This is a genomic window from uncultured Tateyamaria sp. (genome assembly GCF_947494755.1).
GTDB lineage: Bacteria > Pseudomonadota > Alphaproteobacteria > Rhodobacterales > Rhodobacteraceae > Tateyamaria.
The window spans coordinates 1-23,378 of the sequence record NZ_CANLVZ010000020.1; the positions used below are offsets into that span (position 1 = coordinate 1).

At 60.8% G+C, this 23,378-nt stretch carries 21 protein-coding genes; 10 read left to right on the forward strand and 11 right to left on the reverse strand.

What is annotated here, in order from left to right; genetic code table 11:
• Positions 1–20 precede the first annotated feature (20 nt).
• The 4 genes from Q0908_RS18495 to Q0908_RS18510 all read right to left on the reverse strand — a co-directional run bounded on the left by Q0908_RS18495 (position 21) and on the right by Q0908_RS18510 (position 5,041).
• Positions 21–1,712: a ShlB/FhaC/HecB family hemolysin secretion/activation protein gene (locus tag Q0908_RS18495; RefSeq protein WP_299288154.1), complete on the reverse strand. Its 1,692-nt coding sequence runs from the start codon at positions 1,710–1,712 to the stop codon at positions 21–23.
• Positions 1,709–2,236: an invasion associated locus B family protein gene (locus tag Q0908_RS18500; protein WP_299288156.1), complete on the reverse strand. Its 528-nt coding sequence runs from the start codon at positions 2,234–2,236 to the stop codon at positions 1,709–1,711. Before Q0908_RS18500 ends, Q0908_RS18495 begins: the two co-directional genes overlap by 4 nt.
• Complete coding sequence (locus Q0908_RS18505) at positions 2,236–3,024, reverse strand: tetratricopeptide repeat protein (protein ID WP_299288158.1); 789 nt, start codon at positions 3,022–3,024, stop codon at positions 2,236–2,238. Before Q0908_RS18505 ends, Q0908_RS18500 begins: the two co-directional genes overlap by 1 nt.
• A gap of 409 nt (positions 3,025–3,433) precedes the next feature.
• Entirely contained in the window at positions 3,434–5,041 is a 1,608-nt protein-coding gene (locus tag Q0908_RS18510; protein WP_299288161.1) for an RtcB family protein, read from the reverse strand.
• Between the two features lie 175 nt (positions 5,042–5,216).
• Between Q0908_RS18510 and rtcR the strand changes: the two genes are divergently transcribed.
• From rtcR to Q0908_RS18535, 5 genes are all read left to right on the forward strand, one after another.
• Positions 5,217–6,791 carry an RNA repair transcriptional activator RtcR gene (gene rtcR, locus Q0908_RS18515; protein WP_299288163.1) on the forward strand — a complete coding sequence of 525 codons (1,575 nt, stop codon included), beginning with the start codon at positions 5,217–5,219 and terminating at the stop codon, positions 6,789–6,791.
• 143 nt (positions 6,792–6,934) lie between these two features.
• The gene (locus tag Q0908_RS18520; protein ID WP_299288166.1) at positions 6,935–7,660 is read left to right on the forward strand and encodes a metallophosphoesterase; all 726 of its coding nucleotides are present in this window, start codon (positions 6,935–6,937) and stop codon (positions 7,658–7,660) included.
• A gap of 127 nt (positions 7,661–7,787) precedes the next feature.
• Complete coding sequence (locus tag Q0908_RS18525) at positions 7,788–8,459, forward strand: sugar transferase (protein ID WP_299288169.1); 672 nt, start codon at positions 7,788–7,790, stop codon at positions 8,457–8,459.
• An 87-nt stretch (positions 8,460–8,546) separates the two neighbouring features.
• On the forward strand, positions 8,547–8,777 hold the full coding sequence (locus tag Q0908_RS18530) for a type II toxin-antitoxin system CcdA family antitoxin (RefSeq protein WP_299288172.1): 231 nt from the start codon (positions 8,547–8,549) through the stop codon (positions 8,775–8,777).
• Complete coding sequence (locus Q0908_RS18535) at positions 8,777–9,070, forward strand: CcdB family protein (protein ID WP_299288174.1); 294 nt, start codon at positions 8,777–8,779, stop codon at positions 9,068–9,070. Before Q0908_RS18530 ends, Q0908_RS18535 begins: the two co-directional genes overlap by 1 nt.
• On the opposite strand, the gene Q0908_RS18540 is transcribed toward Q0908_RS18535, so the two are convergent.
• Together Q0908_RS18540 and Q0908_RS18545 are read right to left on the reverse strand one after the other, a co-directional pair.
• Complete coding sequence (locus Q0908_RS18540; RefSeq protein WP_299288177.1) at positions 9,067–10,164, reverse strand: glycosyltransferase family 1 protein; 1,098 nt, start codon at positions 10,162–10,164, stop codon at positions 9,067–9,069. The genes Q0908_RS18535 and Q0908_RS18540 overlap by 4 nt on opposite strands.
• Positions 10,161–11,309 (reverse strand): glycosyltransferase, encoded by a 1,149-nt coding sequence (locus tag Q0908_RS18545; protein WP_299288180.1) that lies wholly within the window; start codon positions 11,307–11,309, stop codon positions 10,161–10,163. The genes Q0908_RS18540 and Q0908_RS18545 overlap by 4 nt, the downstream gene beginning before the upstream one ends.
• 145 nt (positions 11,310–11,454) lie before the next feature.
• On the opposite strand from Q0908_RS18545, the gene Q0908_RS18550 reads away from it, so the two are divergent.
• From Q0908_RS18550 to Q0908_RS18565, 4 genes are read left to right on the forward strand one after another with little or no spacing between them, the layout of a single operon-like run.
• Positions 11,455–12,150, forward strand: a complete 696-nt coding sequence (locus Q0908_RS18550; protein ID WP_299288183.1) for a sulfotransferase family 2 domain-containing protein — start codon at positions 11,455–11,457, stop codon at positions 12,148–12,150.
• A 3-nt stretch (positions 12,151–12,153) separates the two neighbouring features.
• On the forward strand, positions 12,154–13,446 hold the full coding sequence (locus Q0908_RS18555; protein ID WP_299288186.1) for a hypothetical protein: 1,293 nt from the start codon (positions 12,154–12,156) through the stop codon (positions 13,444–13,446).
• Complete coding sequence (locus Q0908_RS18560) at positions 13,443–14,459, forward strand: acyltransferase (protein ID WP_299288189.1); 1,017 nt, start codon at positions 13,443–13,445, stop codon at positions 14,457–14,459. Before Q0908_RS18555 ends, Q0908_RS18560 begins: the two co-directional genes overlap by 4 nt.
• Entirely contained in the window at positions 14,456–15,826 is a 1,371-nt protein-coding gene (locus tag Q0908_RS18565) for an oligosaccharide flippase family protein (RefSeq protein ID WP_299288192.1), read from the forward strand. Before Q0908_RS18560 ends, Q0908_RS18565 begins: the two co-directional genes overlap by 4 nt.
• 20 nt (positions 15,827–15,846) lie before the next feature.
• Here Q0908_RS18565 and Q0908_RS18570 read toward each other — a convergent pair whose 3' ends face one another.
• The 5 genes from Q0908_RS18570 to Q0908_RS18590 all read right to left on the reverse strand — a co-directional run bounded on the left by Q0908_RS18570 (position 15,847) and on the right by Q0908_RS18590 (position 20,799).
• Complete coding sequence (locus tag Q0908_RS18570) at positions 15,847–17,187, reverse strand: hypothetical protein (RefSeq protein ID WP_299288195.1); 1,341 nt, start codon at positions 17,185–17,187, stop codon at positions 15,847–15,849.
• The gene (locus Q0908_RS18575) at positions 17,187–17,456 is read right to left on the reverse strand and encodes a hypothetical protein (protein WP_299288198.1); all 270 of its coding nucleotides are present in this window, start codon (positions 17,454–17,456) and stop codon (positions 17,187–17,189) included. Before Q0908_RS18575 ends, Q0908_RS18570 begins: the two co-directional genes overlap by 1 nt.
• A 103-nt stretch (positions 17,457–17,559) precedes the next feature.
• Positions 17,560–18,495 carry a ParB/RepB/Spo0J family partition protein gene (locus Q0908_RS18580; RefSeq protein WP_299288201.1) on the reverse strand — a complete coding sequence of 312 codons (936 nt, stop codon included), beginning with the start codon at positions 18,493–18,495 and terminating at the stop codon, positions 17,560–17,562.
• Complete coding sequence (locus tag Q0908_RS18585) at positions 18,495–19,790, reverse strand: ParA family protein (protein ID WP_299288204.1); 1,296 nt, start codon at positions 19,788–19,790, stop codon at positions 18,495–18,497. The genes Q0908_RS18580 and Q0908_RS18585 overlap by 1 nt, the downstream gene beginning before the upstream one ends.
• A 37-nt stretch (positions 19,791–19,827) precedes the next feature.
• A complete protein-coding gene (locus Q0908_RS18590; protein ID WP_299288207.1) occupies positions 19,828–20,799 on the reverse strand; it encodes a helix-turn-helix domain-containing protein in 972 nt (323 codons plus the stop codon).
• Positions 20,800–21,403: 604 nt separating this feature from the next.
• On the opposite strand from Q0908_RS18590, the gene Q0908_RS18595 reads away from it, so the two are divergent.
• Positions 21,404–23,341, forward strand: a complete 1,938-nt coding sequence (locus tag Q0908_RS18595) for a polysaccharide biosynthesis tyrosine autokinase (RefSeq protein ID WP_299288209.1) — start codon at positions 21,404–21,406, stop codon at positions 23,339–23,341.
• Positions 23,342–23,378: the final 37 nt, after the last annotated feature.

The window sequence follows — 23,378 nt, forward strand, 5'->3', positions numbered from 1 at the left end:
GAATTGCGGGTACGCATCCGTCAGAAGCTCACTTTCAAACCGATATAGCCGATGGTCTCGCTTGCCTCGAAGGCGGGCAAGGCACCTGGCGGATTGTCTTCGGGTCGGCTCAACGCCTGTGCGACCTGCACGGTGAGGGTTGCACGGTTGCGGATCGTGATGTCAGCCCCAACGCTCGCGCCAATCAGAAAATCCTGAGACCAGCTGCGCAGCTCGGAGGGCTCAACATAGCCGAAATCGAACCCGGCATTCATGCGCACCGCAATGGTCGGGTTCTCGAACGCGTCCCATTCCAGCGTGTTGCGCAGATAGAGCCCGGTATCCCCATAGATGCTGTCATCGTGAAACCCGCGCACATTGGACCAGCTGCCGATGCTCACCTGCTCCGTTCCCGGCAGGACATCGCCGGAATGCTGCGCCGAGAAAACACCCTTGTAGACCAGACCGCCTGGCCCCACCGCGCGCTGATAGTCCAGGCGGGCCTGAACCAGACGGAAAGTCGGATCAACAATGCTGGCATCCAGTACACCTGCCCCAAACGCATCCAGCCCGAACCTGCCGCCCACGGCCCACCCGAAGTATCCGGCAGGCAGATTGCGGTCGCCTCGCAATCCAAGGCTCAGCACGCTCAACCGGCGGCGCTGGCTTTCAATCTCGAACCCGTCAATGAAACTGCGTGAGCTGGACAGTTTGAGGTCTGCATAAGCCGCCAGCTTGGACACCTGACCACGCGCCAGCACCCGCTCGGCTGACAGCTGCACACTGTTGCCGCGCCCCTCGACCTCGAAGCTCTGATTGATGCCCTCCAGCGTGAACAGATACTGGCTGTAGCTGAGATCGAGACCAAAGCGCCAATAGCCAAACGGCGCTGTCCAATTGAGCGCCACCGCGTCAGAGAAGCGATCATCGCGCTGCTCAAACGGGGTCGTGACAAGGCTGAAGCGCAACTGGTCGTTGATGCCCAACGCATTGTCATACCCAAAATCAAGCGTCGCCTTTTCCTGACCCGTGCTGTCAAAGCCAAGAGTGTTGAGCGAGAATGACAGGTGCCAGGGACGCGTATCCTCAACCGCCACCTGGACAAGCGAGCCGCCAGCGGCAGCCCCGGGGATAAGTTGAAAACGCCCTCTGGCGGATTTAGGTGCGTTGATGGCCTCAAGGCCCTGCTCAAGATCGCGCAGGTTCAGCAGGCTCCCGCCGGGGCTGGGAAAGGCCGTGCTCAGACGTGCATCGGCAGGGCTGCCGTCGCCATAGACATAGCGTTCAACACGGCCAGGGACGATCGTGATGGCCAACGACCCATCCGCCACGTCCTGCTCGGGCACATAGGCGCGGGTCGTGATGTATCCCAAATCCTGATAATGCTGATTGATCCGATTGAGCGCAGCCCCGATATCCGCGGCGGTCGCACAGGTCCCCACAAGGGCCTGATATCCGGGCGGTGGCGTCTCAAACGGTTCAAACCCGCTCAACTCGACCGTTTCGATTTGAAAGCAGGGGCCACCGGCAGCGGGCGCAAACGGATCAGGTCCGGGTGGCGCCTGTTGCGGTGATACATCCGTGGGCCGCTGCTCGGCCGCGCGCTGATCGAGCCTCTCGCTTTGTTCGGCTTGCTGACGTTGAATTTCCTGCACGGCGTCCGCTGGCACATTTTGCGCCTGCGCACCCACGGCACTGCACGTCACAGCAAGGATCAGGGCGAGCGGTCTCATGGCGCGGTTTGTGCCTCGTAATGGGCCATGGCCGCACTGAACCCGCGCAACGAGACCGGAAACTCAACCGCTTTTTCCCGCCCTGTCCAAACGCGGACTTTCGCATCAAGTCCCTGGCGAAAGGCGGCAAAGACCGGACCGGCCAGCCGGAACCCGGCATAGCAGGCCCGTTGGTCGCAAATCTCGAACAGCACCTTGAAGGGTCTGCGTTCATCGACCTGAATTTCTATTCCGGGCACAAGATAGACGCCGAGAGGCACGGTGATGACCGCAAAGTCATCAGCCGCTGCGTCCGGTGTTATCGTCAGCAGAAACACATCCGCAGCCCCCGGTGCCGCTTGGGCGGCCTGCAAAAGCTGACAGGTTTTCGGGGCGTCGCCGGTCGAACAGACCACCCGCCAATCGGAAAACTGCTGCTCGTCAACAGAGGCGCTGACCGGAGTTGCCTGCGCCCAACCGCTGCCCGCACTCCCGCAGACCAGTGCCAGGGACAGGCACCACACCAAACCCTTTGAACGTGTCATTACTCTGGCTGCGCGATCTCAACTGCTGCCCAATCGCGCGCAAACCCTTGCGCTTGAGACAGGTCAGCTTCGTCCATTTGCTGCGTGAGAGCGTCGCGCAAAACGCGGGCCTCTTGCATGCCACGTGACGCGGCCAGATTTGCGTACCCATGGGCGCGCACCAAATCACGCGCCACACCGACACCGCCAGCATAGGCCTTGGCCACTTCGAGCAACCCCATCGGGTTGCCTGCCGCCGCCGTGGTCGAGAACTGTTCGAACGCCGCAACGGGGTCTTGCTCAAGACCGTCGCCCGCCTGATAGGCCAGCCCAAGATAGTTGATCGCGGCGACATGCCTGGCCTTGGCGGCTTCTTTCCAATAGCTCACCGCGCGGGGTTTTTCCTCGGTCACACCTCGGCCTTGGGCATACATCAGACCACAATTGAACTGACCATTCGGATCGCCCTGATCCGCTGCCGCACAAACAAGTTCGGCTGCGCGTTCGTAATCCTGCAATACAGTTTCGCCATTCAGGTACATCAGTCCAAGACGATTTTGCGCCAATGCGCTGTCTTTGGACACAGCCGCCGCATAAAGCTCGGTTGCGCGCCCCAAGTCCTTTTCGGTGCCCAGGCCCATTTCGAAAAGACGCCCAATATAGAATGCGCCATCCGCATCGCCTGCCGCATATGCCGCCTGAAACTCAGTCACGGCGCCAGCGACATCACCCGCTTCGAGTGTATCGATACCCTTTGCAACATCCGCCGCAGCAACACCCTGAAAACACAGATAAATACCTGCAGCCAAAACACCCCTGATAACGCGCACACTCACCTCCCGAATAAGCAATTCGCGAATACCGAGAACATTAACAACTGTAAATATATGTATCCGCAATTCAGGGTTGTGCTGTAAATGTGTGACACATCCACCGCCCTGGTGCGACATGGTGTGTCAGCTTTTGTTTTCAACTTGAGTCCGAAGCGGAAACGGCGACACACACATGACAGCGCCCTTTCGCCGCGATTACGTAGCAAAGGTGGTTCTGGCACACCAAGTTATCCCTGGCCAAACGCCTGGATGATCGCGTTGGGACTGGCTGGCAAGAATTGGAACCACGAAAGCGACGTTTCGAGAGACAAATCAGAACTATGTGTCCAAAAACACAAAACTATCTGTCATCTCACACCAAAACCCAGTATTTGGGAAACGCGCCTTACGCGCGTCTCCCTTTCTTTTTCCTGTTCCGCCAGAACGGCGGCACATCTCCGGCCATCATGCAGCCGTAAGGATCAATGTAGTCGACCACATCGGCCAACCCAAAGCTGTCTATCTGCCGCACAACCGACGCCGCGTTCTTGTAGGACGAGGGCAGTTCCGAGGCGTCAACACCTCCCGCGGGAAAGCGGATGTCGAGCCCTTTGGTTTCCGCTTCAAGCGCCTGCTCGGCGGTCATCTCACCCATCCGGCGCTTGTGTTCGGAGCGCGAAAAATTCCGCCCTGCGCCGTGCGGCGCGAACCCCAAGGCATGATCGGCGTCCCGGCCGCGCACAACCAAGACCGGTTCGGACATGTTCAGCGGGATCAAGGTAAGGCCGGTGGCATCACTTGCATAATCGCCCCAGGCCGGTGTGGCCCCTTTCCCGTGATAGAACAGATCATCCCGCTTGAAGACGAAGTTGTGCTCGTTCCAGAACCGCTCGCCCGGCGCGGCACCTGACGCTTCAACCGTCGCCTGATGAATGGCGTTGTGGTTGGCTTTGGTCCACTTGCGGATCAGTTGAAGCGCGGCCCAATACTCTTGCCCGTCCTCCGTATCCGCCGGGATCCAGGCATTCTGCTTGAGCGTGTCCGGCGAAAGCGTCTTGCGATACTTTTCAGCCACTTCCATCCCCAGCTTGTACAAGACCGCGCCCGGCCCGCGCGAGCCGTGGTGGGTCACGATGGCAGTGCGCCCGCTGGCCCGGGACGTGCCCACGAACAAAAAGTGGTTGCCGTCACCTTGGGTGCCCAAATGCTCCACGGCCATGCGCAGAATTTTGGGGTTGTTCAGAAACCGGTTGGCCCGAAACGCATCCATCAGGCTTTGCGACATGGTAAAGCGCTTGCCGTTCTGCCGACCGCCGGGGCCGAAATGTGTGACCTTCTCGGCGGCATCCAGCACCGTCTTGGGCGCAATTTCCCCCAAGTCGCTCATCATGACAGAGCAACAGATATCAGCCGAATGCATGCCGGGGTGGATCGCGTTTCTGGCCGCAACAACACCACCCACCGGGATCGTGCCCATTGGGCCCGCAGGGCAGGCATCCGGCATCACCGCCGCCGCCACGACCGTTGGGGTTCGGATCACAGCCGTCATCGTCTTGCGCACATCGGCAAGGTTGGTAATCTCGTCAGCATCGTCCGAGGCTTCAATGTTGAAGTGAAACGGCACATCGCCCGCCCGTTGCAACGCAAGCGTTGGTGGGGGTGGCGGTGGTTTCATCGCCTCCAGTTTCGCCTTGATCTGATCCTCTCCGTAGCCTGCGGTCGCAGCGGCTTGGGCGATTTCAAGCAACCGGCCAAAGTCCTTGCCGGGGACATGGCCCCAGTTCTTGAGCGTTTCGCCAGTGATTTCCATATGTTCCATCGTCATCTTCTTTACGTCTTTTGGACGGACACATTCCCCGTCCGTTTCTTGTGATAATAGGCCATCAGCCAACCGAACGGACTTCACTTCGTCATCTCCATCCATATCGGCGTAACGGTAAGCCGCTGCATGGGTCGTGTCCGAAACAGGAAGCAACCGGCCCTTGATCGGTGCAAACACGGATTTGTTTGCCATTGTCTTCATCCTTCACTTGGTTCGTGAAGACGTTTTGGCCGATATGGCGGAGATCTCACAGAAAAACTGATAATCAGGTAAATCATTGATTTTAATGCCTTAAATCGAATAGTCACCTTTGCATACTCAACTTTACGATCTTGCAATATACACTTTTATCCACTTAGATAGACGAATGAAAAAGAACGTCGTCATAGGCTTCCTTGGCACGAATCTCGACGCGGGCAAGAAGCGGCGGTGGCGCCCCTCTGTTAAGATTACGGAACATGCCGATTTTCCCATCGCGCGGCTCGAACTGATCCATTCGCGTCGGTGGAACGGGCTGGCCGCCAAGATCAAAGCCGATGTCGAAGCCATCAGCCCCGACACCGAAGTCCTGCTGCACCGCATCGAAATCGCAGACCCCTGGGATTTCGAAGAGATGTACGGCGCGCTTTATGACTTTGCGCGCGATTACGGCTTTGATGATGAGCGTGAAGAATACCACGTGCATCTCACCACCGGCACGCATGTCGCCCAGATCTGCTGGTTCCTGCTGACCGAGGCGCGGCACATCCCCGCCAAACTGCTGCAGGCCAGCCCCCCGCGCGGGGACGAACCTCATGCCGGGTCCCTTCAGGTCGTCGATCTGGACCTGTCGAAATTCAACGCTCTGCAACAGCGCTTCGATCTGGTCACGCAGGAATATAACACCCTGCTCAAGGGCGGCATCGACACGCGCAATGCCACCTTCAACGCGATGATTGACCGGATGGAGGTGGTCACCTCGAACTCCGATGCGCCCTTGCTGCTGAGCGGACCAACAGGGACCGGCAAATCCGATCTCGCGACCCGGCTCTATGAACTCAAGCTGCAACGCCGCCGCATCAAGGGGCGCCTTGTGCATGTGAACTGTTCGACCCTGCGGGGGGAACGCGCGCTTTCGACCCTGTTCGGGCATCGCAGGCAGGCGGTTGCGGGGGCTGGTGCGGACCGACACGGCCTGTTGCGCGAAGCGGACGGTGGCGTCTTGTTCCTCGATGAAATCGACGAATTGGGTCTGGATGAGCAGGCCATGATCCTGCACGCGATTGAAACGGGCAAATACTTCCCCCTTGGATCGGATTTCGAGGTCACAAGCCGGTTTCACCTGATCGCCGGCGCTGGCCGTGATCTGGCCGCCTTGGTCGCCGAGGGCCGGTTCCGCGCCGATCTCTTTGCGCGCCTCAATCTGTGGACATTCAATCTGCCCGCCTTGCGCGACAGACCCGAGGACATCGCGCCCAACATCGCATTCGAACGGGCGCGCGTCGAAAAACTGCTTGGCAGCCGGGTGACATTCAACGCCGATGCACAGGCCGCATATGAAAGGTTTGCGACCGATCCCGGCACCTTGTGGCCCGGCAACTTTCGCGATCTCGGCGCATCGGTACAGCGGATGTGCACGCTCGCCCCGCGCGGGCGGATCACGCTGCCCATGGTCGAAACCGAAATCGCAACGATCAAAGGGACGTGGGCCGCAGCCGATCGGGACCCCGATATGCAGCTTATCGCGAAATACCTTGGCGCGGAGGCCGCCCAGATTGACGAATTTGACCGCGTGCAATTGGCCGCCGTCATTCGGATCTGTCAGACAAGCGCCAGCCTCAGCGCGGCGGGGCGACGGCTGTTTGCGGCGTCGCGCGCGGCCAAGACCAGCCGCAACGATGCGGACCGGCTGCGCAAATACCTTGACCGCTTCGGGCTGGATTGGGCGACCTGCACAAATTGACGGCACCACTGCGTCAATCAGGATCGCCACAACATCGACAGCGCCGTCACACCCGCGCCACACTTCCATTCCAAAGTGACACGGCCTAAGACACGCAACAGGTGCCGCACCCCGCCGCAGCCCATCCTTTCTGAGAACCGCATATGATCAAACGCCTGTTTCAGAGATTTGTGGGCCAACCAGACATGCCGGACGTGGCCCCCGACAGCCCCTTTATCGCCGTGGGCGATATCCACGGGCGCGCAGACCTGCTGGCCCGGTTTCTGGACACGACACCGCCCCATCCGATTGTCTGCGTGGGGGATTACGTGGACCGCGGCGATAGCAGCGCCGAAGTGCTGCGGATGCTGCGCGCCCGCCCCGACATCACCTGCCTGTCGGGCAACCACGAAGTGATGCTGCTGGCCTTCCTCAAGAACCCCACCGGTGAAGGGCCGCGCTGGCTGCACAACGGGGGCTTGCAGACATTGGCAAGCTTCGGGATCGCAAGTGTCAGCCAAATCAGCGGGGCAGAGGCGCTGATGCGCGCGCGCGACCAGCTTTACGAGGCGATGGGGCCAGACCTGATCGCGTGGATCAACGGGCTGCCCGCCTATTGGCAGTCGGGCAATGTCGCGGTGGTCCATGCCGGGGCGGACCCGGTGCGCAAATTGGCGGATCAGCAGATCGACACCCTGCACTGGGGCCACCCGAACTTCATGAAAACGCCCCGCGTCGACGGCATCTGGGTCGTGCACGGCCACACCATCGTCGACGCCCCAAGCGCAACGCAGGGCCGTATCGCCATCGACACCGGGGCCTATGCCACCGGGCGGCTCACCACCGCTCTGGTTGCGCCGGGTAGGACCACGTTCACCGAGATCACCTGAGGCAGGCCGCCTCCGCCCCCTCAAATTAATTCAAAATCTCTATGTCGCGTTTACCATCTGTTAAGCGTGAAAATGCTTAAAGTTTCGTAACCGGAGTGTGGGTGGGATCACATGACGGAGCCTGCTTATGGCGCATCTTGATCTGCTGTCTGATCCACATGCCTCTACCCGTATCCTTGGCGCGCGGCGCCTCTATCGGCGGATCGGCAAACGCGCCCTCGATCTGAGCCTCGCCGTGATCCTGCTGCCTGCCCTCCTGCCCATTGTCGCGGTCCTAGTCCTGCTGGTCCGTCGCGATGGCAGCGCGGGGTTGTTCGCGCATACGCGTGTGGGCCGTCATGGCCAGACCTTTGCCTGCTGGAAAATCCGGACCATGCTGCCCGACGCCGAGGCGCGACTCGAACATCACCTGAACACCGACCCGGTCGCGCGCGCCGAATGGCACCGCACCCAAAAGCTGGAAAACGATCCGCGCATCACCCGTTTGGGTCACCTCCTGCGGCGCACCAGTCTGGATGAACTCCCCCAAATCTGGAACGTCCTGCGCGGCGACATGAGCTTTGTCGGCCCCCGCCCCGTCACCATCCCTGAACTTGAACGCTACGGGCCGCACAGCCATGTCTACCTGTCCCTGAAACCGGGGATCACCGGACTGTGGCAGGTCACGGCGCGCGCGAATGGGTGCTATACGCAACGGCTGCAACTCGACCAGACCTACGAACAGCGGATCAGTTTGTTGCAGGATTTGGGGCTGATCGCACGCACCGCTTTGGTGGTGGTGCGCCCCACAGGGCGTTAGCAGCTCAGCAACATACACAATCTATGCGCATATTTGACGCGCATAAACCTGCGCCCTATGCTATGCTCTGCTAAGAGAGGAACGCATATGCCATCCACCGTTCGCAAACCCACCAATCTCTCGCTTGATGCGTCCCTTCTGCAAGAGGCGCGCAGCCTCGACATCAATCTGTCCCGCGCCGCCGAGGACGGGGTTGCCCAAGCCGTCGCACAGGCCCGGACCGCACTTTGGAAACAGGAAAACGCAGCCGCCCTCAGCAGCTCGAACGATTGGGCCGCACGCAACGGATTACCGCTCGCCAAATACCGGAATTTCTAGTGGCACGCTTTGACGTGTTTGCCAGCGACAGCGGGCTGTTGCTGGACGTTCAGTCTGATCTGCTCGACGTGTTGACCACCCGTGTGGTGGTGCCGCTCATACCGCTTGATCAGGCCCCGACGCCCGCCCGCAGGCTCAATCCGATCTTCGACCTTGATGAAACGCAACTGCTGATGGCGACCCAGTTCATCGCAACGGTGCCCACCTCCATTCTTGGTGACAGGCACAGCAGCCTCAGCGCGGCGCAGGACGAAATCACAGCCGCCCTCGACATGCTGTTCACCGGGTTCTAGGCCGCCAGCGCCGCCTGCAATCTGACCCGTACGACAATCCCGGCCAGTCGTTGTGCACTCTGGTCCCATCGATACTGCGCGGCCATCGCCTTGCCAATCACCTGCATCGCGGTCCGCTCGGCCGGAGCCATCCGGGCAAAGCAGCGCAGGGCGCGGGCCATGTCAACAACGTCCAGCGGATCAAACCATAGCGGCGCATTGCCCAGCACTTCGGGCATCGCACCACTCTGGGCACATAAAACCGGCACACCCAACTGCATCGCCTCAAGCGGGGGAATCCCGAACCCTTCGTGCAGGGACGGAAATACAAAACCCGCCGCCCCTTCATAAAGCACGCGCAAATGACTGTCCGGCACCCGACCAAGGGCGCGCGCGCCCTGCCCCGCCTCCGCATGGGTCACACCCGGCACATCACCCCCGACCAAGACCAGCGGAGGCACTTCCGGGCCAGCAAGTTCATGGGCGGCAATCAGCGCGCCAAGGTTCTTGTTGGGACTTTGATTGCCCACACTCAGCAGGTAGCGCCCCCGTGTCAGCTCATAGGTGGCCAGCACGTCGGGGGCATGGGGCCAGCGCAAGACATGCTCGGCACTGTTGGACACGATGGTAAAGCGATCAGCAGGCACGCCCAGATGGTGGGACAAAACACCTGCAGAATGCTGGCTCACCGTCAGCAAAGCAGCGGCGCGCTGTGCAAGGGCCGGGCGCAGCAACCGATGCGCCACGCGATAGCGGCGACCAAAGGCCCGCGGGATTTCAAACAGGTTGGCATCATGCAGGCACAGGACATGGGCACGGTGGCGAAGCGGCCCGCTATTGCCCAGGCTGACCAGCACACCGTCCCTGCTGGCCTGGTACAAGGCCCCCTGCTCCCACATGTGCCCCTTGCCGCCACGCACCACGCGGACCCCAAGCGTGGACCACCCCTGCGCGGGAATGGCGCGCGGCACCAACACCTCGACCGGGCCAAGCCGCGCCTGCATGGATGGCGACGCCTCAAGGGTGGCGTCCAAGGCCCCCATCATTTCGCGCGCATAGCGCTGCACACCGGACACCGGTTGGGTCAGAAAACGGCCATTGATGTAAACAGTCATGCGACCTCCGACAGGGCCACGGGGGCCTGATACAGGACGGTGGTCCGAGCCCCCAAGTTGTCCAAAGCCCACGCGCTCAGATCCGTGGCGCGCGCACCCTGCCGCAACGCTGCCAGCCGCTCTGGGGATGCAAGGACCTCGCACAGGGTGCGCACGGCACCATCCATATCGTCCGGTGCCGCAATCACGCCATTGCGCCCATCCACAACGACCTCATCAAGGCCCGGCAGGTGCTGCACGACGGGCGGACAGCCCGCCGCGATGGACTGTACCACGACACGCGGCAGCCCCTCTCGTTCAGAGGTCAGAATGGACACATCCGCCAGCGCAAACAGCGCCTCGGGATCAGGGCGGTGACCGCAAAACACCACACGATCCCCCAAGCCCAACGCGGCCACCTCTGCGCGCACCCGCGCCTCTTCCGGGCCGCGCCCGGCCAGCAACAGTTTCAGATCTGGCAAGCGGCTCGCCACCTTGGCAAAGGCGCGCAAAAACGGGACATGGCGCTTGCGTGGCTCAAACGCGGCCATCATCAGTGCCACAGGCGGACGGGCAGCACCGGGGGGCACCCCCAACACAGCAGGCCAATCCTCAGGCAGCGGCGCGTCGCGAAACCGCGCCAGATCCATGCCCGAGTGGACACAATGCACCTGCCCGGCAATTCCCGCCTCGACATAGGCGCGGCCGACAGCCTCAGACACGGCGATGAACACATCGGTGCGGCGGGCCACCATCCGCTCTGCGGCTATATACAGCGCGCGCTTGGGATCACCGACACCCTCAAAGGGAATGATGTGGATGCCATGCGCGACAACCGCATCCGGCACCGCATCCGCCGCCAACCGGCCCAGAACACCGGCTTTGCTTTGGTGGGTATGGATCACGTCAGGGCGCAGATCACGGTAAAGCGCGCGCAGGCGGGCCACCGCGCGGGCATCCTGCACGGGACGGATGGGATGCACCATCTCGGGGACCGCAATGCGGGTCACACCACGGGGCAAATGATCATGCCAAAACGGGTCACACACATTGCCGTGGATCAGGCTGACACGATGACCTGCCGCGACCTGCCAGCGACAGGTGGCAAGTGTGTTTTCTTCGGATCCCGCACGCAAAAGGCGGGTAAGAACATGCGCGATGTGCATCAAATCTCCTTGGCCGCATCATCACCCCCATCACTGTTAAGCCCGCATTAACCATCGCGTGCGATCCTTACCAAATTCCTAATACGTGCAGAAAAAGACGGTTTTTCTCATGTGTTGACAGATGGTTAATCAGGTGGGAGCGCGCATGGGTCGCATCATCTACATTCACGTGCCCAAATGCGGCGGGTCCAGCTTTGGGGCGGCCCTGCGGTTGCGCTATTTCGCGTCGCAATCCACGATCAGCCTGGATCAGGGAGATACGACCCTGATGGGCGAGGCGCGGATCCTCAGCGACTATGCGGCGCGGCAGCGCGCGCTACACGCGCTTGTGGCCAGTGGCAAACGGATGATCGCGGGGCATGTCCAATATGATCCCGATTTCCACGACGGCCCCGCCGCTCGGTATCGCTTTGTGACCTTGCTGCGCGAGCCGGCCCTGCGGTTCGTCTCGCATTACCACTACTTGCAACGCAAACACCCCGACCCCGCCCGCGCCACCACCCTGCGCGGATTTCTGGTCAGCCCCGAGGCGCAGCGGATCGCCTCGCAATACCTGTTCTATTTTGCTGGACAGTGGCAACGACCGGGCGAGGACACCGGGCCGCTGATCCAACAGGCAATCCGCAATCTGGGGCGCTTTGACATCGTGGGCGACCTTGGGGCACCGGACGCCTTTGCCCGTGATCTGCGACGACTGACGCACACACCGCTGATCCGCTGGCACCGCAATGCTGCCCCCGTCCCCGTGACGGTGCCACCCGAGTTGCGCCCACAGATCGAGGCCCTTTGCGCGCCCGACATCGCCATCTATCAAAGCCAGTTTCTCGCGCAGGCCGCCTGAGCGATGCGGCACGCGCTTTCCCCTCTTGCGCTGGTGTTCTTATGCTGGGGGCTCACGGGCATTGGCGCGGGGTGGACGCTGGCGCAACTGGACCAGCTCGATCTGGTGCAGGCATTCATCATCCGCGAAGGGCTGCACCTGTCTGCCTTTGGTTGGGCCGGACTGTCATGGACGTTGCTCGGGCTGGTCATCTATCTGGTCGGGGACCTCTGCGCACGAATGATCCGGCACCCATTGCGGGCGCAGCCCACTGCCTTTGACCTCAGACGCATGGCGATCCTGACTGGGCTGGCCAATCTGGTCCTGCTAAGTGTGACTGCGCTGTGGATTTTTGGGGCGGCGGCCAATGCGGGCGGGCTGGTCGAGCTGGCAATGGCGGCCTATGCCGACAGCCTCACCACTCGCGACATCCTGCTCCAGAACAAACTCTTCACCGGCATGCGGCTGTTCTATGCGGCACTGCCCGCCACCGCCTGCCTTGCCGCAGCGCTTCTGGCCACAAACGCCCTGCCGCGCCAGGCCCGTCTGATGATGTGGAGCGTGCTGGCCGTGAACACCGCCGCCCTGTTCGTCCTGCCCATCGTGATGAGCCAGCGACTGCTTTTGCTGCAACTGGTGCTCAGCAGCTACATCGTTGCCTGCATCGTCAAACAACGGGTGATTGCGCTGCATTGGGTGGGGTTTGGCATCCTGCTGTTTCTGGCGCTTTGGACCGCGCGCGAGGCGATCACGAATCCGATCATCCAACGCCCCGCGCTCGATATCGCCACGCAAAAGCTGGCCTTCTATCTGGTGAACGACATGTTCAACGGCTTTGCACCCCTGTCGATCCCGATCCCGCACACATATGGCGGCGTTACGCTTGAGGGGCTGATGTTCATGACCTTCAGCGATGGCTATTTCCAAACCCTGCTTGCCAGCAAGATGCGAACGCTGGACGGGGTTCTGGGGGGCGGCGAGTTCCCATTTTTCACAGCAGGTTATGTGGATTATGGCCCCATAGGTGGGGCGATTTTCATCGCGATCTGCGCCTTTGTCTTTCGCCAGATTTTCATGCAGGCACATACATCACTTGGCTGGGCCGTGGTCTATGCACAGATCGGAGCGGCGCTGCTCTTTTCCAGCCATTCGCTCTATTTCACCCATCAGAACTTCTATTTTTCCATGGCGCTGATGGGCGGAATCATCTTCCTGTCCAGAAAACGACCAAGCGCAGAAGTAGCGCGCCCCGCCCCCCGCATCACCTTTCGCAGTCGGCGGCGCAGGCGGGCGCCCTCGTCACAGGTCCGCGCATGATCCCGGTCCGCCTACCGGGGCTGCAGGTCCTGCGCGCGTTCGCCGCCCTCATGGTCCTGATCGGACATGTGATGGCCGAGGCCGAACACTACTTTGGCCTGCCCCTGCCCGGCGACGCGGTGCCATGGACGCGTGGAGTCGACATCTTCTTCGTGATTTCGGGGTTCGTGATCACGCTGTCCGCCGGTCGGTTGATGGGCCAGCCCGGCACCTTCCTGTGGCGCAGACTGGTGCGGGTGGTGCCGCTCTACTTCCTGTTCACGACGCTGATGGTGGCGGTGCTGATCGTACTGCCCGGCGGGGCGAAGGACACCTCATTGGACCCCGCCCAGATCCTCAGCTCCTACAGCTTTATCCCCTACGAACGCAGTGACGGGCGGATTGCACCTGTGCTGTCCCTCGGCTGGACGCTGAATTACGAAATCTTCTTCTACGCGCTCGCCGCCCTCTGCCTTAGCCTGCCCCGCCCGTTTCTGGCACTGACGGCGCTGATGTGCAGCATCACGACCCTGGGCGCTTTCATCCCGTGGACCAGCGCGCCCCTGGTTTTCTGGAGCGATCCGATCATTCTTGAGTTCCTCATGGGCATCGGCCTTGCGCGGCTCTGGCAACGCGGCTGGCAGTGGCCGCACTGGGGCGGAGCGGTGACGCTCATGGCCATTGGGGCAGGCTTGCTGATCGCGCTTGATCCGACCCCCCTGCCCCGGTTCATCGCCGCAGGCGTGCCTGCCGCACTGATTGTCGCCAGTGGCACGCTGTTGTGCCCGCAACGCCACCTGCCCGGCCAGATATGGGGGGATGCGTCCTATGCGCTGTATCTGTCGCACCGCTTTGCCTTGCGGGCCGCAACGCTCCTTCTGTTGCCGCTGCTGCCCGCATCGCTCTTCGGGGCCGCGATCTATGTGATCAGCGTGTGCGCACTCGCGCTCGCTGTCGGGCTGCTGACGCATGTGTGGATCGAACGGCCCATGATGCGCACCCTGACGCCCCGTCCCAAGGCCCTGCCCGCATGACAACGCGTCTTTGGTCCTTCGCATTGCAATGGGCGCGGGTCGGCATCGCCGCTGCGGTGTTTCTCGTCGCCACCCGGTTCCTGACTCTGGCCGAGATCGGGCTTTTCGCCACCGCCATCGCACCCGTGCGACTGACCCAAGGACTGCACAAGGCAGGCATCGGCGAAGCAGTCATCATCCAAGGCAAATCCCAACGTCGCCGCGACGCGCTCTTTGCGATGGCCGTCATGTCGGGGTTGCTGCTGTCAGTACTGTTGGCCAGCGTCGGGTTCGCCTTGCAAACACACCTCTTGACCGCTCTGGCAGCCATACCAGCGCTCAACGGCTTCGCCGCTGTCTCCGAAGGGCTCCTGCGCCGCCGCCTTGCCCTGCGCGCGCTGGCGCTGCGCACGATAGCAGTGCAAACAATTGCTGCCACCATCACGCTCTGGTTGCTGATCTGCGGCGCCGGTGCATGGGCGCTGGCCAGCTTCGCGCTGCTCAACGCGGGGCTGTCTTGCGGCCTTTCGATCTGGTTGGCAGGATACCGACCCAAATCCTTACCCAACTCGCGATATCAGAGCCTACTAAGGCCACTCGTCATCCAAATCACCATCCGCGACCTGCTGACAAACGCACAATTCCCACTCGCGCAACTCGCGATCGGCCTGAGCCTGGGAATGACGGCGGCAGGGGCTTTCCAAATCGCCACACGTATGCTCAACCTGATCGAGGCGCTCACCCTCTCCCCCCTGCGCTTCATCGCCCTGCCCCAACTGCGTAGGGCAACCGATCTGCGCTGCACGCTGCGCCAACACTTACGTCTGAATGCAACGCTGGCAGCATGGATCTGGGGGGGCACGGTGGCAGCCGCCCCCAACATCCTCGCGCTGGTGGTGGGCACCGAACACGCCAGCGCAGTCAGCCCCATCCTGCGCGCCCTCGCACTCACCGGCCTCCTCGCTGCGCTCTGGATGCCAATGCTACAAGCCCTGACTGCAACCGGACACACGCGACTTGTGCTTAAGTACGCAACCGTCGGATCGACCCTCGCCGTCACGCTGGTCACACCGACACTTCTGCTCAATCCAACGCTCAGCGCGGCCAGCCTCAGCGTGGCGGCCCTGATCACCAGCCTTTGGTTTCTGCCCAACTGCCTGCGACCGCTACAGCTGACGTGCCGCAATCTCTCCCCCATCGCCGCGCCCCTCATCGCAGGGGGCCTCATGGCAGGTGGACTGCTGCTGATACCTGTGCTCAACCTCGCCACACAGGTCCTGCTTGGGACAGTCTTCTACGCAGCGGTGCTGTACGCCGGACGCAAAAAGGTCAATAAAACTGACACAACAGCACAAACAGCGCCCCGGAGACCCAGGAACGCTGTCTGACCATCCACAAGACCACCCCCTCAGAACGGGGTCACAGATCCGCCCGAATAGACCTCAATAGACCCTGATACAGGCTCAAAAACCCGGATAGAGACGGTTCCACCATTCGCCTCAATCGCGAAATTATCGGTGCCACCGGCCGCATCCGCCACACACCGCTCAAGCCACATCTGCGACGCGTTCGAACACTGATACGCCACCGAAGACCCATCCACATCCCGCGCCACAACCTGCGTGCCGGCCAGCCACCACTGCGCATCCTGAATTGAATGCAGTTCGGAGCCATTGCGCGACAACCCAAACCGACCGTTCAGCCCAATCGCACGTACCGCATCATGAACGGTAAACGCATTGACCGACGTCGCACCCAACGCGCCATTGCGCCACCCCGAGCAGTCCTGCAACAGCACATGCATGCCCTCAGCGCCATCGTCATGAAACGACCAGCCATCCTTGGCAGCAAAGCTCGCATCACAACGGAAAAAGGCGCACAACCCATCAACCCGGCGCACCCGTACCGCATCCAAGGGGGCCCCCAGATTGTAAGGTGCCGAATACCGAAAGGTGCAATCGACGCCGACGATATTACGCGTCGACAGCTTGTCGAAATGCAAAGTGCCGGTGATCCCACCCTCAAGGTCGAATCCCTCAATATAGAAATCATCGACATGCTGCATGAAGCGCGCGCCATGAAAGCCACGCATCAGCGCGATATCAGCCGGGCCCGGCGCACCGTCGACATTCACATGGACCGTGGACCCATCAAGCGCCCAACGCCCCGGTGCCGCAGCACAGGCAGCAACATCCGGCACCTGGTCAAGCTCGGAATACAAGCCCTCAGGCGTCAGCACATCGGTGCGAAACACGCGCTTGACCGCACTGGCCGACGCAGAATATGTGCCACCCGCATCATTCCAGTTCACGTCAAACGGGCCGGTGCGATACTGCACACGACCACCCCACGCGATCAGCGCAACCGGTTGATCCGGCTCGTCATTGCCGTTGCGGGTGAACTCGCTTTCCTTGTACTGACCCGCCTTCACCAACACACGATACGGCGCACCAGTGGCATTGCCAGCAACAAAAGCAGCATAAATCGTGCGCTTGGCATCGGAAAAGTCACCGTCCTGCGCGCCCAAGCCGGTGTTGGCATCACTCCCGCCCGTATCGACATGAAAGGCTGGTGCCGTCCAGATCGCCGGATCAACAAGCGCACGCGGGTCCAGATCCGTCTCGAATCGGCCACCCACCTCGGCAATCCCAAAACCAAATCGACCTTGATCCCAGTCAAACCCCGCAGGAAAGGCAACCTCCCGCCGCGCGCTGTACTGGGCGTGCAAACCGACCGCGACACCCAGCATCAAAGCAGCCCCTTGATGCCCGTCGCCGTTGTGCCGGTCGCCGCCACCTGCGCCACCCGAATGGGATAGATCATGCCCGGGGTCAGGCCCGGCAACGTGATCGTGTCACCGCTTTTCAACGTCACAGCCAGATCGCCAGCACCCGCAACCATGACGGCACGGGTGACAGATTGCAGGTCAACACCGTCCGCAGGTGTCACTTCGAACCCACCCTCGACAGGGCTGTTGAGGCCGGGTTGAAACGCGCGGAATGTATCGGAAATGGGCATCGCAGCCTCCTTGGAAAAAGACAGGCGGAAGATGCTAAAAACCGGTTAATCAAGCCCTAAGCCAGCGTGCGGTGGGGCAGGCACCGCAATTATATCCGCGGATTTAAGGTTTCTTGCGCTGATACTTCATGATCAGCTTGGCCATCTCGACCAGCATGTCATCCAGATCATCCGCATCCACGCGGGCCTTGCTGATAGCAATATCAAACCCGCCCGTGACCGGCACTGTAGCCATCGGAATGCCCCGCACATCATAGCGTTGGCGGATCGGTTTGTCATAATCCGGCACCTTCAGCCGCTCGCCCTTTTTGATCTTGGGCAGGATCGTGCGATAGGCGCGCTTGGGGGTGTCCTCGATATCCACCTGTCGCAAAATCTCGTCCCGGAATGCCAGACAGCCCTGCCCCAACGACACATCCGCCTGGCTCACGCCAATACGCTCAGCGATCTCGGTCTGCGTCATCTCGGTCATGCTTTCGGCCAGCAAACCAATCGAGATCAGCTCCTCAAACCCGTTGAGATCACGGCGCATCGTGTTCTCGTGAAACCGCTCTTCAAGGTCGGCCAGCGCCTGATCCCCCGCCTCGGTCGACACGACCGCGCGCACGGTACGGCCCAGCTTTCGGCAGGCTTCAAGACGGCGTCGCCCCGATTGAATGACAAAGCGGGCATCGGTCTCAAGCGGTGTATCTTCGTTGGGCGTCCATCCGACTTCAGCGGGGCGAACGCGAATGGGCTGCGTTTGTCCGCGGCGCTCGATATTGGCGACCAGCTTGTCAAAGTCTTCGTCCGCCACCCAGTTGGTCATACGGTCGCTGCCCAGATCATCAACGATCTGATCGGGATCAAGATCAAGGGCCATGGTCCCGGCCAGCACGGCCTCAACCAGCGATCCACGGGTCGATTCAATGCGCTGTTGCAGCATATTCATCGCCGATCCGGCCCACATGCCCCCCATCGCGCCCTTTCGAGGCGCGTCCGCCACAGCGCTCACATCCTCGTCGGGCAACGCACCGCTCAGTTTCCGTTTCTTTGCCATCAGTCCCAACGCTCCTCCATAAAGGCCTGCGCAAAATCACGAGGCGGCAGGGTGGGCCAAATCCGTTGCACCAAGGCGTCATTCACCGCATTGGCATTGTCCATAAAAGCCCGCGCAGACACACGGCGCGTCTTTGGGGGCAGGTATTCATAGATACTCTTGTACTCTTCGGCCGCATTCGCAATCGCGTCAGAGCGTGAATACCACACCTGCATCACCTCCCGCGGTGCCTTGCGATACAGGTCCACAATCTGATCCACGTCCTGATTGTTCTGCTCCTGTACGATGGTCGGCAGCACCATATGGGCCCCGGCCCCAATCTCCAGATCCGCCTCAAACCCCATGATAAACTCAAGGTATTCACCGATGTTGGACACGTAGGTCGCCAGCGTCGCCAGATCAAAACCCTTCATGGTCTGGGGGATCACCACATTGTCCGCTGCGATCAGCCCATTGAGCTGCATCAGCGTCAACGAAGGCTGCTGATCGATCACGATCACGTCCACCGTTTCATTCAACGCCTGCTCGTAGCGGGCCACATCAAAGGCACCGCTGCCATCGCGCAAATCCTCAGGGCGCGTGCGTGGCCCGTTGCCCGCATCCCACGTCGCAATCGCGTCCTTGAGCACGCGATACACCGGCACGCGACTGGATTGCGACAGGAAGAACAGGCTGATATCCCCATTCTGGATATTCGCACCACCCGGTATCAGCCGGATGCCCGGCCATGGCGTGGTATGCCAGATCGCGTCCAGGTCCTCCGCCGTGCGCGGTGTGACCGCATCCGCGCCGGGGTTATCCACCCCCATGAAATCCGCCAATGTCGCCGTCTCAGGGTCGAACAGGGGCAGCCCCTCATCGGCGAAATAAAGCGAGACGGTTGCCTGCGGATCGGCATCGATGACACCCACACGCAGCCCATAGAACAAGTTGATATACTGTGCAAAATGCGCCGCACTCAGTGACTTGCCCGTGCCACCCTTCTGCGCCCCAAAGGTCACAACCTTTACAGGCTCGCCGGGTTTGCGCCAATGCACATGATCGCGTTTGGCGCCCGGATTTGACCCTATCAAGGCTCGGATCAACATGATCTCGGAGGGCGAGAATGTTCGCTCGCGCCCGATCCGCTCACCTTCCGGGAATTGTGGTTCGTCATTGGTCAGGCGGGTCAGATAAGTCGTATCGACGGCCAGCAATTGTGCCACTTCGGTCATCGAAAACCGGCGTGCAACCCGGGTGCGCAAGGTAAGGTCCCGCTGCAGCTTTGTGTTCACGGCTCCCATGACGCGGGTCATGTTCCGTATAAATTGCTCGAACTGCCCGTACGCCATGTTAATTATATCCACGGATATATGTGGGTGTGACGGACAGGGCAGGGGGCCCAATCCGCACCGGCAACTTCTCGCAAGGCGGGGCAGGGCGCAAGGTCTTTTGCGCCAGCGCCCACCGCCGCAGGTAGCCTTCAAGCAGTTTGATCTGTGCGCGTTGAGGGGTTATGGCTGCGGATTTCAGAGTTTGATCAAGCTGTTTTGGGCTCGGAACCTTGCGCCAATGGGGTTGCCAACCCTCCCTGAGAGCCGTGCAAAACGCATCGAGTTCTGTCAGCGACAACCCTTTTTCGAAGATATGATCCACGGCCGTCGTTATCGCACCTGCATCCTTGATTAGGTTGAGCGCCGTGAAAGTGCCCTCTAAAGCGGGGCGTATATCCGCGGACATAACCTCCGCAGTGCTGGCCGTGTCTCGAACGCATCGCTCCGTCGATGCAACGAGTATCTCAGATGGCGCGTACCTCAAAGCGGGGTAGGGGGTTCCTTTGGTGCAGCCAGCCCACTCAGAGATCAATTTCGCATGAACAGACAGCCCGCAGGGTTCATGATTTATATGTATCTGTTTTTTTGAGTCCCTAAGGCGTTCACTCTTGTGAACACTGCATTCACCTTTGTGATCGACTTTTTCGACTGATGATGCGGCCACTTTGCCCGACAGCGACGCGCGCCAGGCCTTCCAGAACACCACACAATAGCGCAGGCGATAATTGTATCCATTGGCGGTGGTCTGTGTCTCGGTCGAGATCAGTTCCGCCTCTCGCAAGGCGGTCACGTAGCCCGAAATCGCCGCCTTGGACCGGCCTAACCGTTCGCCCAGTTGCCCCAGTGAAGGCCAGCAAAACCCATCCATATTTGCCATGCGGCACAGTTCGACCAGCAGCCGGAAGGCGCCGGGGGTCAGCTCCAGTTCCAGCACTTCAACCGGCAGGGCGACAAAGCCCTTGCGCCGGTCAAATTCAATTGTTTCCGACATATTTTCCTCGTTCCCGCACAGCAAAAGCTTGCGGGTTCTGCACGACGAGGCTATTCTGAATCTGCGAACAGAATGGGCCTCTTTGGTTTCATTTCACAGGGTTGGACGGTTGCCGCCGTCTGGCCCTGTTTCGTTTAGCCTTGCCTGTTTATGGATCATGCCTCCTGCCTGTGGCGGCTGCGACAGCAGATGCGCCGAGGATCCCAACGGGGATGACCCATCGTTTATGGTAGTGTATATGCATCGCCAGCCTCTGCTGCGGTCTAGTGCCGCTTACTCTTGGTATTGAGGGCAATATAGCGTTAAATACAAGGACTAAGGCAAGTAATTCTTTTGATTACGCGGGCCACATAAACTAAATGAAGCAAGCTGTTGTTTTAAGACGATAAATTAGGCTAAGTGCTGAACCGTCCTCACGGGCACAGTCGCCCCCTTCTTTGCTAAGTGGACCATGCTCATATCGATGCGGCCCGAATCTGAAACGGTTTCGGGGCTCGTTTGGCGTTAACATATCGGTAACCATGACGATGCTAGGGTTCCCTCGCACGCTTGGGTCGAGCCTGTGCGGCACCAACCCAATCGCAGGGCATCAGCAGCAAAAACCATGCAATACAGCAGACATATCTCGGCCGGTAGCATATCGCCCGCCCGATCGCAGAGCGATGGCGATGTCATCGATCTTGGCGGTCTGGCGTCGACCATTTGGCGCGGCAAATGGGTGATCTGTGCGGCGACCGCAATCGCGATCCTGCTTGGCGGTTACTACGCCTATGTGCTGGCCACGCCGATCTTTCGCTCCACGGCGGTGGTGATCCTCGAGACCAATCAGGAACAGATCATCGATCTGCAAAGCGTGGTGGGCGGCTTGTCCGGCGACACATCCGAGGTCAATTCCGAGGTCGAAGTGCTGCGCGCACGCGGCCTCATGGGCGAGGTCGTGGACCGGCTGGACCTGACCCAAGACCCTGAGTTCAATCGCGCCTTGCGCCCTGTCACGCTGTGGGCGCGCACCAAGGGGCTGGTCAAATCGGGCCTGGGTCTGGGTGGCCCCACATTTGAGCTGACCCCGCAGGAACAGACGCAACAGACCCGCGATGCGGTAATTTCGACCCTGTTGCACGCGGTTACGGTGCGAAATGTCCCGTTGAGCCTGGTGTTTCAGGTCACGGTCGAGACCGAAAATCCGCGCAAATCGGCGCGGATCGCGGACACGATTGTAGAGCTTTATATCCTCAACCAGGTCGAGGTGAAGTTCGAGACGACCCGGCAGGCGACGCTTTGGCTGGGCACGCGGGTGTCTGAGTTGCAGGCCCGGCTTGAGAGTGCGGAGGCTGATGTGTCGACCTTTCGCGGATCGACCGAGTTGGTGTCGGTGGGCGGGATGCAGGCCCTTGAGCGTCAGATCAAGGATGTGCGCGACCGCATCAGCACCGCATCCGCGAGCGGCACTGATCGGCAGGTGCAGAGCTTGCGCGCCGCGGAGCGCGATTTGAAACAGGCGCTGGATCGTCAAAGCGAAGACCTGATCACCTTGCAGCAACTGACCCGCGAGGCCGAGGCGACGCGGGTGCTTTATGAGTATTTTCTGACCCGCTTTAACGAGACCTCGGCCCAACAGGGTATTCAACAGGCCGACAGTCGCATCTTGTCGGATGCGGTTGTGCCGCTGTTTGCCTCAGAGCCCCGCAAACCGCTGATCCTGGCGATGTCCGGCGTGTTGGGGCTGATGCTGGGCACAGGCTTTGTCGTGTTGCGTGAGATGGGTCACAACGGGTTCCGCACGGCGCAGGATCTTGAGGCCTTTGCCGGTTATGCGGTGTTGGGGCAGGTGCCGGTCATGCCGGTTACCGGGCGGCGCGATGTGCTGCGCTATCTGTCGGACAAGCCGACCTCGGCGGCGGTCGAGGCGATCCGCAATCTGCGCACGTCGATCATGTTGTCCAATGTGGATACGCCACCGCAAGTGATCCTGTTCACCTCGTCCGTGCCGGGTGAGGGCAAGACCACCAATGCGCTTGCCCTTGCGCAAAACCTGTTGGGGCTGGGCAAACGTGTGCTGCTGATTGAGGGCGACATTCGGCGGCGCACCCTGCACGCGTATTTCACGGCCCTGCCGGATTACGGGATCGTGTCGGTGCTGAACGGGCAAAAGTCACTGGCAGAGGCAGTGTTTCAGAGTGAGCATTTCGGCGCGGACATATTGGCCGGAGAGGCCACGACAACCAGCGCGGCGGACCTGTTTGCCTCGGAAAGCTTCCGCACCCTGATGACCGAAGCGCGCGGCGCCTATGACGCCATCATCATCGACACGCCCCCGGTTCTGGTGGTCCCGGATGCCCGCATCATCGCCGAACAGGTCGATGCCATCATCTTTTCCGTGCAATGGGACAAGACCAACGAAACCCAGGTCGAAGAGGCGCTGCGCGTCTTTCATACGTCCGGGCAGCGCGTCACTGGGCTGGTGCTTAGTCAGATCAATCCCAAGGGCATGAAGCGCTACGGGTATGAGCTGCCCCAAACCGCGCCTTACTACCAAAGCTGAGATCGACAGGCGCCGGGTCGCGCAAGCCTGAAACCGG